This is a genomic window from Nonomuraea purpurea (assembly GCF_042650645.1).
GTDB classification, from domain to species: Bacteria; Actinomycetota; Actinomycetes; order Streptosporangiales; family Streptosporangiaceae; genus Nonomuraea; species Nonomuraea purpurea.
In genome coordinates this window covers 33,426-46,703 of record NZ_JBHSBI010000026.1, presented here as the reverse complement: position 1 = coordinate 46,703, position 13,278 = coordinate 33,426, and the positions used below count along the sequence as shown (strand labels likewise).

Annotated in this window: 12 protein-coding genes; 8 read left to right on the top strand and 4 right to left on the bottom strand. The window is 70.2% G+C overall.

Features of this window, described 5'->3' with window-relative positions:
* Positions 1–52: 52 nt before the first annotated feature.
* Positions 53–670: a TetR/AcrR family transcriptional regulator gene (locus ACFOY2_RS38570; protein ID WP_379533058.1), complete on the top strand. Its 618-nt coding sequence runs from the start codon at positions 53–55 to the stop codon at positions 668–670.
* A gap of 3 nt (positions 671–673) precedes the next feature.
* Here the strand turns inward: ACFOY2_RS38570 and ACFOY2_RS38565 are convergent, their stop codons facing one another.
* On the bottom strand, positions 674–1,495 hold the full coding sequence (locus tag ACFOY2_RS38565; protein ID WP_379533057.1) for a hypothetical protein: 822 nt from the start codon (positions 1,493–1,495) through the stop codon (positions 674–676).
* Positions 1,496–1,540: 45 nt separating this feature from the next.
* Between ACFOY2_RS38565 and ACFOY2_RS38560 the strand changes: the two genes are divergently transcribed.
* Positions 1,541–3,952, top strand: a complete 2,412-nt coding sequence (locus ACFOY2_RS38560; protein WP_379533056.1) for a helicase-associated domain-containing protein — start codon at positions 1,541–1,543, stop codon at positions 3,950–3,952.
* Between the two features lie 144 nt (positions 3,953–4,096).
* Positions 4,097–4,264 carry a hypothetical protein gene (locus ACFOY2_RS38555; RefSeq protein ID WP_379533055.1) on the top strand — a complete coding sequence of 56 codons (168 nt, stop codon included), beginning with the start codon at positions 4,097–4,099 and terminating at the stop codon, positions 4,262–4,264.
* Between the two features lie 68 nt (positions 4,265–4,332).
* Here the strand turns inward: ACFOY2_RS38555 and ACFOY2_RS38550 are convergent, their stop codons facing one another.
* On the bottom strand, positions 4,333–5,667 hold the full coding sequence (locus ACFOY2_RS38550; protein WP_379533054.1) for a hypothetical protein: 1,335 nt from the start codon (positions 5,665–5,667) through the stop codon (positions 4,333–4,335).
* 329 nt (positions 5,668–5,996) lie between these two features.
* Between ACFOY2_RS38550 and ACFOY2_RS38545 the strand changes: the two genes are divergently transcribed.
* The 3 genes from ACFOY2_RS38545 to ACFOY2_RS38535 all read left to right on the top strand — a co-directional run bounded on the left by ACFOY2_RS38545 (position 5,997) and on the right by ACFOY2_RS38535 (position 9,676).
* Positions 5,997–7,475, top strand: coding sequence for an AMP-binding protein (locus ACFOY2_RS38545; RefSeq protein WP_379533053.1), 1,479 nt, complete (start codon positions 5,997–5,999; stop codon positions 7,473–7,475).
* Between the two features lie 75 nt (positions 7,476–7,550).
* Positions 7,551–7,904, top strand: coding sequence for a DUF4190 domain-containing protein (locus ACFOY2_RS38540; RefSeq protein ID WP_379533052.1), 354 nt, complete (start codon positions 7,551–7,553; stop codon positions 7,902–7,904).
* Between the two features lie 119 nt (positions 7,905–8,023).
* Positions 8,024–9,676, top strand: coding sequence for a DNA repair helicase XPB (locus tag ACFOY2_RS38535; protein ID WP_379533051.1), 1,653 nt, complete (start codon positions 8,024–8,026; stop codon positions 9,674–9,676).
* 216 nt (positions 9,677–9,892) lie between these two features.
* Here ACFOY2_RS38535 and ACFOY2_RS38530 read toward each other — a convergent pair whose 3' ends face one another.
* A complete protein-coding gene (locus ACFOY2_RS38530) occupies positions 9,893–10,228 on the bottom strand; it encodes a hypothetical protein (protein WP_379533050.1) in 336 nt (111 codons plus the stop codon).
* 129 nt (positions 10,229–10,357) lie between these two features.
* Here ACFOY2_RS38530 and ACFOY2_RS38525 point away from each other — a divergent pair, with 129 nt between their 5' ends.
* Positions 10,358–12,370 carry a HelD family protein gene (locus ACFOY2_RS38525; protein WP_379533049.1) on the top strand — a complete coding sequence of 671 codons (2,013 nt, stop codon included), beginning with the start codon at positions 10,358–10,360 and terminating at the stop codon, positions 12,368–12,370.
* A 64-nt stretch (positions 12,371–12,434) separates the two neighbouring features.
* Positions 12,435–12,965 carry a YbhB/YbcL family Raf kinase inhibitor-like protein gene (locus ACFOY2_RS38520; RefSeq protein WP_379533048.1) on the top strand — a complete coding sequence of 177 codons (531 nt, stop codon included), beginning with the start codon at positions 12,435–12,437 and terminating at the stop codon, positions 12,963–12,965.
* A 66-nt stretch (positions 12,966–13,031) separates the two neighbouring features.
* Here the strand turns inward: ACFOY2_RS38520 and ACFOY2_RS38515 are convergent, their stop codons facing one another.
* Positions 13,032–13,253 (bottom strand): hypothetical protein, encoded by a 222-nt coding sequence (locus ACFOY2_RS38515; RefSeq protein WP_379533047.1) that lies wholly within the window; start codon positions 13,251–13,253, stop codon positions 13,032–13,034.
* Positions 13,254–13,278 lie beyond the last annotated feature (25 nt).

Here is a 13,278-nt window from a genome sequence, read left to right as displayed (position 1 = left end):
GCAGGACCGCACGTGAAACGACTACTCTCTTGGCGGAGGTATCTGCACAGACATGACCAGATCGACCCGTGAGCGGATCATCGATGAGGCCTTGCGGCTGTTCGCCGAGCGAGGCTACTCCGCCACGTCCGTGGCCGAGATCGAGGCCGCCTCAGGGCTGTCTCCTGGCGCCGGAGGGCTCTACAGGCACTTCAAGTCCAAGTACGAGGTGCTCTCCGCGGCGATCAACGAACACGCCGGCCGTACCAGGGTCCAGGTCGCCGAGAGCCTGGCCGCGCTGAGCGCCATGGAGTCCTCCGAGAACCTGGAGGAACGGCTGTCGGTCCTGTGCCGCGCCGGGCTGGCCAAGGTGCGCGAGGAGTCGGAGCTGACCCGCGTCTTCTTCCGCGACCTGAGCCAGTTCCCCGAACTCGTCACCGTGGTGCGCGAGGGGCTGCTGCAGCCGATGTTCGACGCGATCGTCACCTGGTTCCAGGCGCAGCCGGAGTACCGAGACGTCAAGGTCGACTGGAAGGGCATCGCGGCGGTGCTGGGCGGCTCCGTGGTGCACTATCGGCTGTTCCAGGAGACCGTGGGCGAGCTGCCGGGACACGCCGAGAAGGACCAGTTCGTCGCCGCCTGGGTACGTCTGGCCGTCGGCCTGCTTCCGAGCCCTGCCCCAGTGAGTTGAGCGTCAGTTGAGGTCGAGCAGCCGGTAGGCCAGCCAGACCACGCCGATTCCCGTCCCGATCATGAACATCGTGCCGCTGACGTCGAAGAACTGCGTGACGAACGCCTCGAACCCGGCCTGCGGCCCCACGCGCAGACCGCCGATGAGCGCCCCGCCGAGCGAGTAGCCGAGCAGCGGCGCCACGGCGCCGGCGAGCTTGTCGCCGGTGTTCCAGCTGTCGCTGAACAACACGAGCGCCGCGCCCACCGCCCACACCACCACGGGCACCTCGAAGATCGCGACCGGCACCAGGTCGAACGGCACCAGCAGCGCCGCCACCACCAGGATCACCAGGGCGGCCGTGTCGCGCGGATGCTCCTTGACGACCGTCCTGGCGTCCCTGCCGCCGGTGGCCATCGGGTTGGCGCTGAACATCGCCGCCCTGCGCAGCCCCGCGAACGGCAGCCCCCTGGACGGCCGCCCGCCGAACCGTTCCTCCGCGATCCTCCGGACACCGGTCGGCGCGTCACGATCGTCGACGATCGCCGGGAATCGTAGCGTGGAGCCGGACCGCTGAGCCGCGAGAGCAGGGACGGCAGGGGCCTCCTCCCCTGCGGCCTCGGCCAGCCTGCGGGCTTCCTCCTGCACCAGGGCCGCCGGATCGCCGAACCTGGCCAGCACCTTCGACACCTCACGGGCGTTCTGACTGCCGTGCCGCTCGACCTCGATCCTGGCGCGCAGCCGTTTGACGAAGTCGAGCCGCTGGTCGGCTCTGAGCACGCCGTGGGCGGCATCGGCCGCTTGGGAGACGTAGTTCAGTACCAGTTGATCAGCTCGCTCAATCACGTCAAGCAATGCTGCCCCAATCAGGGGGGACATACCATGGCAACGATGGAGTTCACGGAGTGGATCAGGGGGCGCACCGACGACCAGCTACGGGCGCTCGTCTCCGCGCGTCCCGAGCTGATCACTCCGGTGCCCGCACACTTGGAAGGCCTGGCCTCGCGCGCGGGCAGCCCTTCTGCCGTCGCCAGGGTGCTCGACAGGCTCGACCGCTTCACGCTCGCCGTCGTCGAGACCCTGGCCGTGCAGGACGGTCCCGTGCCCAGGCAACGGCTGCGCGAGCTGGTCGGCGCGGCCCTGAGCGACGACAGCGGCCCCGAGCCCGCGCTGACGGCCGCGCTCGACAGGTTGTGCGACCTGGCCCTCGTATACGGCGCCGACGACGCGCTCGACCTGGGCCCCGGCGTACGCAAAGCGCTCGAAGACCCGGCCGGGCTCGGCCCCAGAGCCGTCGACGCCTTCCGCCACCACGCCCCCGAGCAGCTTGAGGAGATGGCCGACGACGTCGCCCCCGGCACCTCCGGCACGGGCAAGGAACGCCTGGCGGCCGCGCTGGCCGCGCCCGGCAAGCTGGTCGAGGCCGTCTCGCCCGAGGCCAGGGGGGCGCTCGACCAGCTCGTCTGGGGCCCGCCGACGGGGCGCGTGCCCAACGCCAGGCGCGAGGTACGCGTCGGCTCCGCCCGTTCGCCCATCGAGGAGCTGCTGGCCAGAGGGCTGCTGGCGGCCACCGGTGAGGAGAGCGTGGCCCTGCCCCGCGAAGTGGGCCTCTACCTGCGGGGCGGCCGGGTCCACCGCGACCTGCTCGCCGTCCCCCCGCCGCTCCAAGGCTCCGCGCGCGACCGTCAGCTGGCCGACAGGACGGCGGCCGGGCAGGCGTTCTGGTTCGTCAGGTCGGTCGAGGAGCTGTGCGAGCGGTGGAGCATCGAGCCGCCGGGCGTGCTGCGCACGGGCGGGCTGGGCGTGCGCGACCTGAAACGCGCGGCGACCGAGCTGGACTTGCCCGAGTGGGCGGCGGCGCTGGTGATCGAGGTCGCGCACGCGGCCGGGCTGATCGCGGCCGGCGGCGGCGTGGACGGCGAGTGGCTGCCCACCCCCGGCTACGACCTGTGGCGGATCAGGGCCACGGCCGAGCGCTGGGTGACGCTGGCCGCCACGTGGCTGCACATGGACCGTATGCCGGGGCTGGTCGGCACCCGGAGCGCAGGAGCTCGCCAGGAGAGAGCGGGCGCAGCGATGCCAACGAGTGGCGAAGCGGGCGCGACCATCAAACGCAGCGACGAGCGTGACAGGCCGCTCAACGCGCTCCACACCGATCTGCGCCGTTCGTCCGCCCCGGGGATCAGGTCGGCCACGCTCGGCGTGCTGGCCTCCGCCCCCGGCCTGGCCCCCGCCCGCGACTCCGTGCTCGAACGGCTGGCCTGGGAGCAGCCGCGCCGACGGGGGCCGCTGCGCGAGCAGCTCACCGAGTTCGCGCTGCGGGAGGCCGAGCAGGTCGGCATGACCGGGCTGGGCGTGCTGTCGGCACACGGACGCGGGCTGCTCGACGGCGCCGACCCTGCGGGAGTGCTCGCGCCGCTGCTGCCTGAGCCCGTCGACCACGTGCTGCTCCAGGCCGACCTCACCGCCGTCGCGCCAGGGCCGCTGACCAGCGAGCTCAACCGCTGGATGACGCTCACCGCCGACGTCGAGTCGAAGGGCGGGGCCACGGTCTACCGGTTCAGCGAGACCTCCATCCGCCGGGCGCTCGACGCGGGACACGGCGGCGAGGAGCTGGTCTCCATGCTGGCCCGCCACTCGGCCACGCCGGTCCCGCAGGCACTGTCATACCTGGTGACCGACGTGGCGCGGCGCCACGGCCGCATCCGCGTCGGCACCGCCAGCGCCTACATCCGCTGCGACGACCCCGCGCTGCTCGACCAGATCACCGCCGACCGCCGCTCCGCCGCGCTGCGGCTGCGGCGGCTGGCGCCCACCGTCATCGCCTCCCGCTCCTCCAGGGCGGCGCTGGTCGACTCGCTGCGGGCCATGGGGTACGCGCCCGTCGCCGAGTCGCTCGACGGCGACGTGATCATCTCGCAGCTCGACGTCCGCCGCACCGAGGCGGTCGCCCCCGCCCGCCCCGTGGCCGCCCAGAACGGCCTCGACCCCGGCGTGGCGGCGGCGGCCGTGCGCGCGCTGCGGGCCGGCGACGCGGCGCACCTGGCGCGGCGCGAACCCATGGACGCGCCGGGCGGCCAGGTGCCGCGCGGGCCCGCGACCGCCACGATCTCGGCGCTGCAGGAGGCGATCAAACAGGGCGTCCGGGTGTGGATCGGCTATACCGACTCGCAGGGGAACGCGACCTCGCGCATCCTGGAGCCGGCCCGGATGGAGGGCGGCTACCTGACGGCCTACGACGAAACCAGAGCCGCCGTCCACCGCTTCGCCCTCCACCGCATCACAGGCGTCTCCGGCCTCTAACCCGTTTTACTTTCATCCTGTACGCGCTGCCACGGCCGGCCACCCACCGCACTCCGGCAGATGGCCCTCCAGGAAACAGCTTCTGACCCTTCACCGCTACCTCGCCGTTACGCGAGCCCAAGTTGCCCGACTCCGTGGTGTCGCATGACCACGGAATCGGCCCAGGAGGCGCTTCGTAGCGGTGGTGCGCCACTGAACGGTCAGCTGGCGTTTCCCTGGATGGAGGCCGGCCAGCTGCGGCGGGTGGATGGCCACGGCAGCGCGTACCTGATGGACAACAGCACCACGGTCAGCGGGCGTTTCCCTGGATAGAGGCCGGCCAACTGCGGCGAGTGGCCGGCCACGGCAGCGCGTGCAGGATGGAAACAGGAACCACGGTCTCAAAGGGCGACCCGCGCGCGCGCCTGCTCGGCTACCGGCGCGGCTGGGTCGTCGCTTGCTGCCAGCAGTTGCAGGTGCTTCGCGGCGTCACCCGGGTAGCGCACCGACAGCCCGCCGGCCAGCGCAAGAGCCGCAGTCGTCGCCGTGTCGGGGTCGGCGGTCCAGGTCAGCGCGAGCCGGAGTGCCTCGGGTGCCAGGGTGTCGTCGGCGCACATGTACGACAGCGCGTGCCCCGCCATCTCCCGCTCCCCGGCGTCCCCTCTGGCCCAGATCTCCACGATCTCCTGCCGGGTCTCGTCGAACGAGCACGCCGCCAGCAGCGCCACCCCTTCGGCGGCCTGTACGCCGACCTCCGGCCCCTCCCGGGCCAGCGAGCGAACCCACTCGCGCAGCGGCTGCCACACCCAGTACCCATACCGTGCGACCAGTTCGGCCAGCACCTGCGCGCGCTGTCCCGGCGCGCGGAAGACGACGAGGCCGTCGGAGACGGTGAGGAGCGGATGCGGCCCGGACGGCGACTCCTCGTCGCAGAGCCTCTCCAGCCTGGCCAGCAGCGGCTTGAAGACCGTCTCGGGCAGCCCGTGCGCGAACGCCGGCGCCGCTGCGGCCAGCACCTCCCGCATCGGCGGCTTGGTGTCGAACCAGGCCGCCACCTCCTCGTTCTCCGGCGCGTCGTCGGAGGTCAGCCGGCTGGCCAGGCGTACGACGGCGGCGGGCGTCGGCAGGGTCGGCGCCAGGTCCCTGGCGCTGGCGAGCTCTTCGGAGCTGCGGCCCGCCCGCAGGCCGAACGCGCTGAGACACAGGTCGAACAGCTCGCGCGGGTCGGGCACGGCCCACGGCTGTTCGACCTCGATCGCCTGGGAGAGCGGTCCGTCGCGGGTGACGACCAGGTAGGAGCCGAGCTCGGCCAGCTTGCGGGACAGGTTGACCAGCTCGATCCTGTCGGTGCTCGCGGTGATCCAGTCGTGGAGCAGGTAGGCCCGGCCCGGCCCGTACTCGGTCCCGGACAGCAGCTCGGACGCGGTGGTGGCCGGTGACAGGACCGTGATCCTGCTCTCGGCCAGCGACATGCGTGACAGCAGCGCGATGGCCCCTAATCGGCGACCCGTGTCGTCGTCGCCGACCAGGACCAGCAGGTGGCGGATGGCCAGCTTGCGCACGGCCTCGGAGAAACCGCCGGGCTCCAGGTACGAGCGGAGCAGCGCGTCGGCCTCCCTCCGCTCCAGGTCCCCGGTGATCGGGGCGGCCACGGTTCGCAGGTGGTCGTTGACGGCCTTCAGCCTGGGCGTTATGTCGTCGAGGTCGATCCCGCCTGGTTCAGGCGTGTCGGTCACGAAAGTCACCTCGGGTCTTACTATGAAGGTTTTCTACGGGAAATATTCTTGCCTAACGAGATTTTTCGCTTAATACCAGAGAGCCGCGCTATGTCACATTGCCCGTCTGACCAGGCATCCTCTCGCGAGCTCACCACCGGGGCCGCCGGCCGGTCGTGCATGACCGGCCCTGCCACCCCTTGATCTCCACCAATACACGATCTAGCCCAACGAGAAAACACGAATGACTATATAAGGAGATTTATGTCTATTTACGTTGCATACCGGCCCGCCCCACACAGCCTAGTCAAGGCTTGACGGCGCAACCGCCGTCACATCAGGTTGGGCATGTGACCGAGCAGACGCTGGGCCAGTTGGCCGAGGAGTCATGGAACCGCTTCGACGACCACGAATCGGTGTTCTACGAAGGGGTCTGGCACCGCAGCCACACGCTCGCCGAACGGGCGCGCCGGATGTGCGGCGGGTTCGCCGAGGCTGGGGTGCGGCCCGGTGACCGGGTGGTCGTGATGATGGCGACCTGTCCAGAGGTGCCGCTGATCTACCAGGCGCTGTGGGCCGCGGGCGCGGTGGTGACGCCGGTGGTGTTCCTGGTGGGGCCCGAGGAGCTGCGCCACATCCTCACCGACAGCGGGGCCTCCGCGATCGTCACGTCGCCCGAACTGGTCGGCACGGTACGCGCCACGGGCATCGAGATCCCAACATTTGTGGACACGACCGACCTCGAACGCGCCTCCGAGCGCGGGCCCGTGACCAGAGACCCGGGCGACCTGGCCGCCCTCATGTACACGGGCGGCACCACGGGCAGGGCCAAGGGCGTGATGCTGAGCCATCGGGGCCTCTGGCAGGTGGCCAAGGACGCCTATGAAATATCCCATCAAGAGGGGAAAAATCGTGGTTTGGTGCCTGTGCCCCTCTCCCACGCGTACGGACTGATCATCTCGGTCGCCGGGATGCACGCGCGCGACCCCCAGCAGGCGGTGCTGATGCGCTGGTTCGAGCCGAAGGCGTTCCTGAACCTGGCGGCCGAACAACACGTCCAGTACGGCACCGTCGTCCCCTCCATGATCCGCCTCCTGCTGGCCGAGCCGCTCGAATCGCACCCGCTGCCCGACCTGGCCTACCTCACCTGCGGCGCGGCCCCGCTCGGCAGGCAGACGCTGGAGGAGTTCGAGCGCAGGATGCCCGGCGTGCAGATCCTCGAAGGTTACGGACTGACCGAGACCAGCGCGGTCACCACGTTCAACCCGCCGGGCCGGCGCAGGGCGGGCAGCGTCGGCCTGCCGCTGGCCGGCTACACGATCACGATCCGCGACAACGAGGGCGAGGCCGTGGAGGCCGGGGACGTCGGCGAGGTCTGCGTCTCCGGCGAGTCGCTGATGCTCGGCTACTGGGGCGAGCACGAGCCCGACCCCGAGGGCACGGCGCTGGTCGGCACGGAGCTGCGGACCGGCGACATCGGCTGCGTGGACGACGACGGCTACCTCTACATCGTCGACAGGAAGAAGGACCTGATCATCCGGGGCGGCTTCAACGTCTTCCCCCGCGACGTCGAGGACGCGCTCGACCGGCACCCCGCCGTGGTGATGTCGGGCGTCGTCGGCCGCCCCGACCCGCGGCACGGGGAGGAGGTCGTGGCGTTCGTCCAGCTCAAGCCGGGCGCCCAGGTGACGGCCGAGGAACTGATCGCGTGGGCGCGCGACCGGGTCGGCCGGGTGAAGTATCCGCGGGAGGTGCGTTTCGTGGACGCGGTGCCGGTGACGAGCGTGCTCAAACTCGACCGTAAGGCGCTGCGCGCCCGGCTCGGCTGAGCCATCACCAGATCACGAACCATGGTCAGACACCAGTGGTTTCCGTGATAATTGTTGACGTGTCTGGAGGTGACCATGAGCCAGGAAAACCCGTCGGGGTATCCGTACCAGCCTTACGGAGCACCCTACGGCGAGCAGCCGCCCCCGCAGTACGGCTACGGGTACGGCTACCAGCCGCCACGCGACGCCGGCCCGAATGCGGGCGCCATCGTCTCGCTCGTGCTCAACCTCGTCGCGCTCGTCTCCTGCTGCAACGTCCTCGGGCTGCCCGGCGCGATCCTGGCAGGAATGGCGCTCAGCAGAGCCCGCACCCAACCCCAGAGCGCCCGTACGATGGTGATCTGGAGCTGGGTGCTGTTCGGGCTCGGTTTCGTGCTGGCGATCGGCACGTTCCTCACCCTCGGCCTGACCGGCCAGTTCGACGACTGACGGCGGGCCCTGCGGACTAATCTCGGCGCCCTGGTTGTTGGAGTCTCGGAGCGGCCGAGCCGGGATCAGGAGACGATGGTCCTGTTGCACCAGGCCCCCCGTACTGAACCCACGGAGACATGCCAGTGAGCGATGGACCACTGATCGTCCAATCGGACAAGACGCTGCTGCTCGAAGTCGACCACGACCAGGCCGACGCCTGCCGTAAGGCGATCGCGCCCTTCGCCGAGCTGGAGCGCGCCCCAGAACACGTGCACACCTACCGCGTCACCCCGCTGGCGCTGTGGAACGCCCGCGCCGCCGGGCACGACGCCGAGCAGGTCATCGACGCGCTGATCAGCTTCAGCCGCTACCCGGTGCCGCACGCGCTGCTCGTGGACGTCGCCGAGACGATGGCCAGGTACGGCCGGCTACGGCTGGAGAAGGACCCGGTCCACGGCCTGGTCCTGACCTCCACGGACCGGGCGGTGCTGGAGGAGGTGCTCCGCTCCAAGAAGATCCAGCCGATGCTGGGCGAACGGCTCGGCGGCGACTCCGTGGTCGTCCACCCGAGCGACCGCGGCAACGTCAAGCAGGCCCTGCTCAAGCTGGGCTGGCCGGCCGAAGACCTGGCGGGCTACGTCGACGGCGAGCAGCACCCCATCACGCTGATGCAGGACGGCTGGGCGCTGCGCCCCTACCAGCAGGAGGCCGCCGACGCCTTCTGGCACGGCGGCTCAGGCGTGGTCGTGCTGCCGTGCGGGGCAGGCAAGACCATCGTCGGCGCCGCGGCCATGGCCCACGCCCAGGCCACGACCCTGATCATGGTCACCAACACGGTCAGCGCCCACCAGTGGAAGACCGAGTTGCTCAAGCGCACGTCGCTGACCGAGGACGAGATCGGCGAATACTCCGGCTCGAAGAAGGAGATCCGCCCGGTCACCATCGCCACCTACCAGGTGATGACGACCCGCCGTAAGGGTGTCTACAGCCATCTGGAGCTGTTCGACGCCCGCGACTGGGGCCTGATCGTCTACGACGAGGTGCACCTGCTGCCCGCCCCGATCTTCCGGATGACCGCCGACCTTCAGGCCCGCAGGCGCGTCGGCCTGACCGCGACGCTGGTGCGCGAGGACGGCCGCGAGGGCGACGTGTTCTCGCTGATCGGCCCCAAGCGTTACGACGCGCCGTGGAAGGAGATGGAGAACCAGGGCTGGATCGCGCCGGCCGACTGCGTCGAGGTGCGGGTCACACTGTCGGACGAGGAGCGGCTGGCGTACGCGATGGCCGAGTCGGAGGAGCGCTACCGCTTCTGCGCCACCACGCCGTCGAAGACCCACGTGACCGAGGCGCTGGTCCGCCGGCATCTGGGCGAGCAGGTGCTGGTCATCGGCCAGTACATCGACCAGCTCGACGAGCTCGGCGAGCACCTCAACGCGCCGGTCATCAAGGGCGAGACCAAGGTCAAGGAGCGGGAGCGCCTCTATCAGGCCTTCCGCGACAAGGAGATCCAGGTCCTGGTGGTGTCGAAGGTGGCCAACTTCTCCATCGACCTGCCGGAGGCGGCCGTCGCGATCCAGGTGTCGGGCACGTTCGGCTCGCGCCAGGAGGAGGCCCAGCGGCTCGGCCGGGTGTTGCGGCCCAAGGCCGACGGCGGTGGCGCCCGGTTCTACACGGTGGTCAGCAGGGACACGGTCGACCAGGAGTTCGCGGCGCATCGGCAACGTTTCCTGGCCGAGCAGGGGTACGCGTACCAGATCATCGACGCTGACGACGTGCACGGCGGGGTGTGAGAGCCGTGATGCTTGGCCGCTCGGGCGAGCGGCCAGGCATCAGCGTGGCATCACGTCCACGAGACTCCACGGGCCGAAGACATTTCGCACCACCCCCCTCACCTGCGTACTATCACGCCGCCTGCGACATACCCTCATGATCCGACAAACCCACGTGAAATGCCCGTTATTTTCGGTATTTCCAGGTTGGTTGTCTTTGGGGGTACCGGGTGCCCCTCACCCCACCAGCAGGCCCCCGAGGAACAGCACGCCCTCCGCGACGATCCAGGAGATCACTCCCGCGCCCATGAGGCGCCCGAACGTGCGCTCGTCGTGTCTGCTCCACGGCAGAAGCCACGCCGCCGCCGTGCAGCAGGCGGCGAGCGCGGCGAACAGCCCCGACACCGTCGAGACGCTGTCAAGACGCTGCGAGCACGTCGAAACGGATTCACCGTCGGCACAGAAGGCCTGCAGGCCCCAGCCCGCGAACACCGACAGCCCCCACAACGCCGCGAGCAGGAAGCTCGCGATCGTGGGAATGATCGGCGAGTAACGGAGTTCGAGCCGCGCCACCTCCTATCCCTACCCTCCGGGCTTCGGACTCACGCGGTAAACACTTTGGAACCCCACGCCGGTCGCTATTAAACTGGCCGATTCGCTGCCTTAACCACCTCCGTCACCTACTCAGGGAGGCGCTTCCGCATGCCCGCACACAAGCTGGCCCCCGACATACCCTCCGACGTGCTCGCCTCCGAGCAGACTCACCTGGCCGACTCCAGAGCCGCGCTCAAGGCCATGCGCGCCCACGCCCAGTCGTTGTCGGCGGACGCGGCCGGCGACTGGGTGTCGCAGCAGATCCTCCAGTCGCTGCTCGACCAGCGCGTGGCCGCGCTGGCAGACCACCCGGACACGCCGCTGTTCTTCGGCCGCCTCGACCGCGCGGCGGGCGACGACCTGCCAGGCACCATCTACGTCGGCCGCCGCCACGTGCACGACGGCCACAGCAAGCCATTGGTCATCGACTGGCGCGCGCCGGTGTCCCGCGCCTTCTACCAGGCCAGCCCGGCCGACCCCATGGGCGTCGTCCGCCGGCGCCGCTTCGGCTACCACGGCGGCGCGCTGACCGCGTTCGAGGACGAACCCCTCGGCGAAGGCAGCGAGATCGGCCCGTCGAAGATCCTCACCGACGAGATCGAACGCCCCCGCACCGGCCCGATGCGCGACATCGTCGCCACCATCCAGCCCGACCAGGACGAGATCGTCCGCTCCACCCTGGCCCAGACGGTCTGCGTGCAGGGCGCCCCCGGCACCGGGAAGACCGCCGTCGGCCTCCACCGCGCGGCCTACCTGCTCTTCACCCACCGCGAGCGGCTGGCCAGGTCCGGCGTCATGATCGTCGGCCCCAACAAGGCCTTCCTGTCCTACATCTCCTCGGTGCTGCCGGCGCTCGGCGAGGTCAAGGTCGACCAGACCACGGTGGCCGGGCTGCTCGGCGAGCACGCGACCCCCGAAGGCCCGCTGGTGGCCGCGGTCAAGGGCGACGCCAGGATGGCGGCGGTGCTCGAACGCGCCCTGTGGCTGCACATCGTCAAGCCCGAGGAGGGCGTGGTCTTCACCAAGGGCGCCTACCGCTTCCGGGTGGCCGACTACGAGGTACGCGAGATCGTGGCCTCCCTGCGCGGCACCACCCGCTACAACCCGGGCCGGGCGGCTCTGGCGCAGCGTCTGGCCCACATGGTGCTGGTCAGGATGGAGCAGCGCGGCGAGTCGCCCGACGACCGGGTTCAGGACGCGGTGGCCAGGTCGAAGCCGGTCAAGCAGCTCGTGGATACGGTGTGGCCAAAATTGACCCCGGAACAGGTGCTATATCGGCTTTTGTCGGACCCAGAATTCCTCGCGCAGGCCGCCAAAAAGGCCGCCAAATCCGATTTGTCGCCTGACGAGCAAGAAATGCTCATCTGGCGGAAACCCTACCGAAGCTGGAAGTCCGCCAAATGGTCCGCCGCGGACGCCGCGCTCCTCGACGAACTGCGCGACCTGATGGAGCGCACACCCTCGCTCGGCCACCTGGTGGTGGACGAGGCCCAAGACCTGTCCGAGATGCAGCTACGGGCGCTCGGCCGGCGCTGCCGCAACGGCTCGGCCACCGTCCTGGGCGACCTGGCCCAGGGCACGACCCCGTGGTCGACCCGCTCGTGGGAGTCCGTCCTTGAGCACCTGGGGCAGCGCGAGGGCGAGGTGACGGAGCTGACCCTCGGCTTCCGCGTGCCGCGCGAGGTCCTCGACTACGCCGCCCGCCTGCTCCCCTCCATCGCCCCCGACCTGGCCGCCCCGCGGTCGCTGCGCCCCGGTCTGGGCTCGCTCGCGGTACACCCGTCCGGCTCGATCGCCGAGGCCGCCAGGGACGCCCTGGCCAAGGAGGGCTCGATCGGCGTCATCGTCCCCGACGCGCTGGTCGCCGGCGCCTCCCACGAGCTGGCCGACCTTCCGCACGCCGTCCTCGACCCCGACTCGGCCGAGGAGCACCGCCTCCTGATCGTCCCCGCCACGCTGGCCAAGGGTCTGGAGTACGACCACGTCATCGTCGTGGAGCCGGCCGACATCGTCGCCGCCGAGCCCCGTGGCCTGGCCAGGCTGTATGTGGTCCTGACCCGCGCGGTCACGTCCCTGACGGTCCTGCACGACAAGGCACTGCCGGCCGAGCTGACGGCCTGAGCCGCGGCGGGCACGGCCGCTTCTAGGATGGCTGGGCAAGGAGCTGCCAACCCAGGAGGTCGTCGTGCCCGCACCGCTTCCCCATGAACACCTGCCCTCGGTCCCAGCGCTCACGGTCGAGAGCGACGACGTCCAGGACGGCGGGAGGCTGAGCGACCTCCACGTCTTCAACGACTGGGGCATGACGGGCCAGAACATCTCGCCCCACCTGCGCTGGTCCGGCGCCCCCGCCGAGACGCGCGGTTACGCCGTCACCTGCTTCGACCCTGACGCCCCCACGGGCAGCGGGTTCTGGCACTGGGTACTGTTCGACCTGCCCGCCTCGGTGACCGAACTGCCGGCGGGCGCGGGCACGGGCCCCGAGTTCAAGGGGCTGCCCACGGAGGCGGTCCACGCCCGCAACGACTACGGAACCAAGCAGTACGGCGGCGCGGCCCCTCCCCCCGGCGCCCCGCACCGCTACGTCTTCACCGTCCACGCCCTGGGGGTCGACAAGCTGGGCGTGGGCTCCGACGCCAGCCCGGCGGTGGTGGGTTTCAACATCACCGCCAACACCCTGGCCCGCGGCCACATCATCCCCGAGTACGGCATCTGACTGACGCACAACGAAAGGCGCCCCGCCGTCATTTGGCGGGGCGCCTTTCGCATGGTGATCTGAAGGTCAGCCGGTCAGATTCTGGCAGTTCATGACCTTCCACACCAGCCCGTCGACGAGCCCTACCCCGGTCTGCGCCGCCGCAAGGCAGAACGGCCTCTGCAGCTCTTCCAGGATCACGACCTCGTTGATGTAATCCTTGCCGGCGTGCGCGGGCACGGCCATGACCCCCACGGCGGCCATGCTCACGAAGGCGAGGCCGAGAATACGCTTGGTACGAGAGAACATCCGCATCTCCTTTGGTGAGGCGTGT

Excerpts from the sequence above, each read along its gene's own strand:
- ACFOY2_RS38540 (WP_379533052.1), top strand. The coding sequence starts at position 7,551 with ATGAGCCAGGAAAACCCGTCGGGGTATCCGTACCAGCCTTACGGAGCA.
- ACFOY2_RS38560 (WP_379533056.1), top strand. The coding sequence starts at position 1,541 with ATGGAGTTCACGGAGTGGATCAGGGGGCGCACCGACGACCAGCTACGG.
- ACFOY2_RS38555 (WP_379533055.1), top strand. The coding sequence starts at position 4,097 with ATGACCACGGAATCGGCCCAGGAGGCGCTTCGTAGCGGTGGTGCGCCA.
- ACFOY2_RS38570 (WP_379533058.1), top strand. The coding sequence starts at position 53 with ATGACCAGATCGACCCGTGAGCGGATCATCGATGAGGCCTTGCGGCTG.
- ACFOY2_RS38525 (WP_379533049.1), top strand. The coding sequence starts at position 10,358 with ATGCCCGCACACAAGCTGGCCCCCGACATACCCTCCGACGTGCTCGCC.
- ACFOY2_RS38515 (WP_379533047.1), bottom strand. The coding sequence starts at position 13,253 with ATGTTCTCTCGTACCAAGCGTATTCTCGGCCTCGCCTTCGTGAGCATG.
- ACFOY2_RS38535 (WP_379533051.1), top strand. The coding sequence starts at position 8,024 with ATGCCAGTGAGCGATGGACCACTGATCGTCCAATCGGACAAGACGCTG.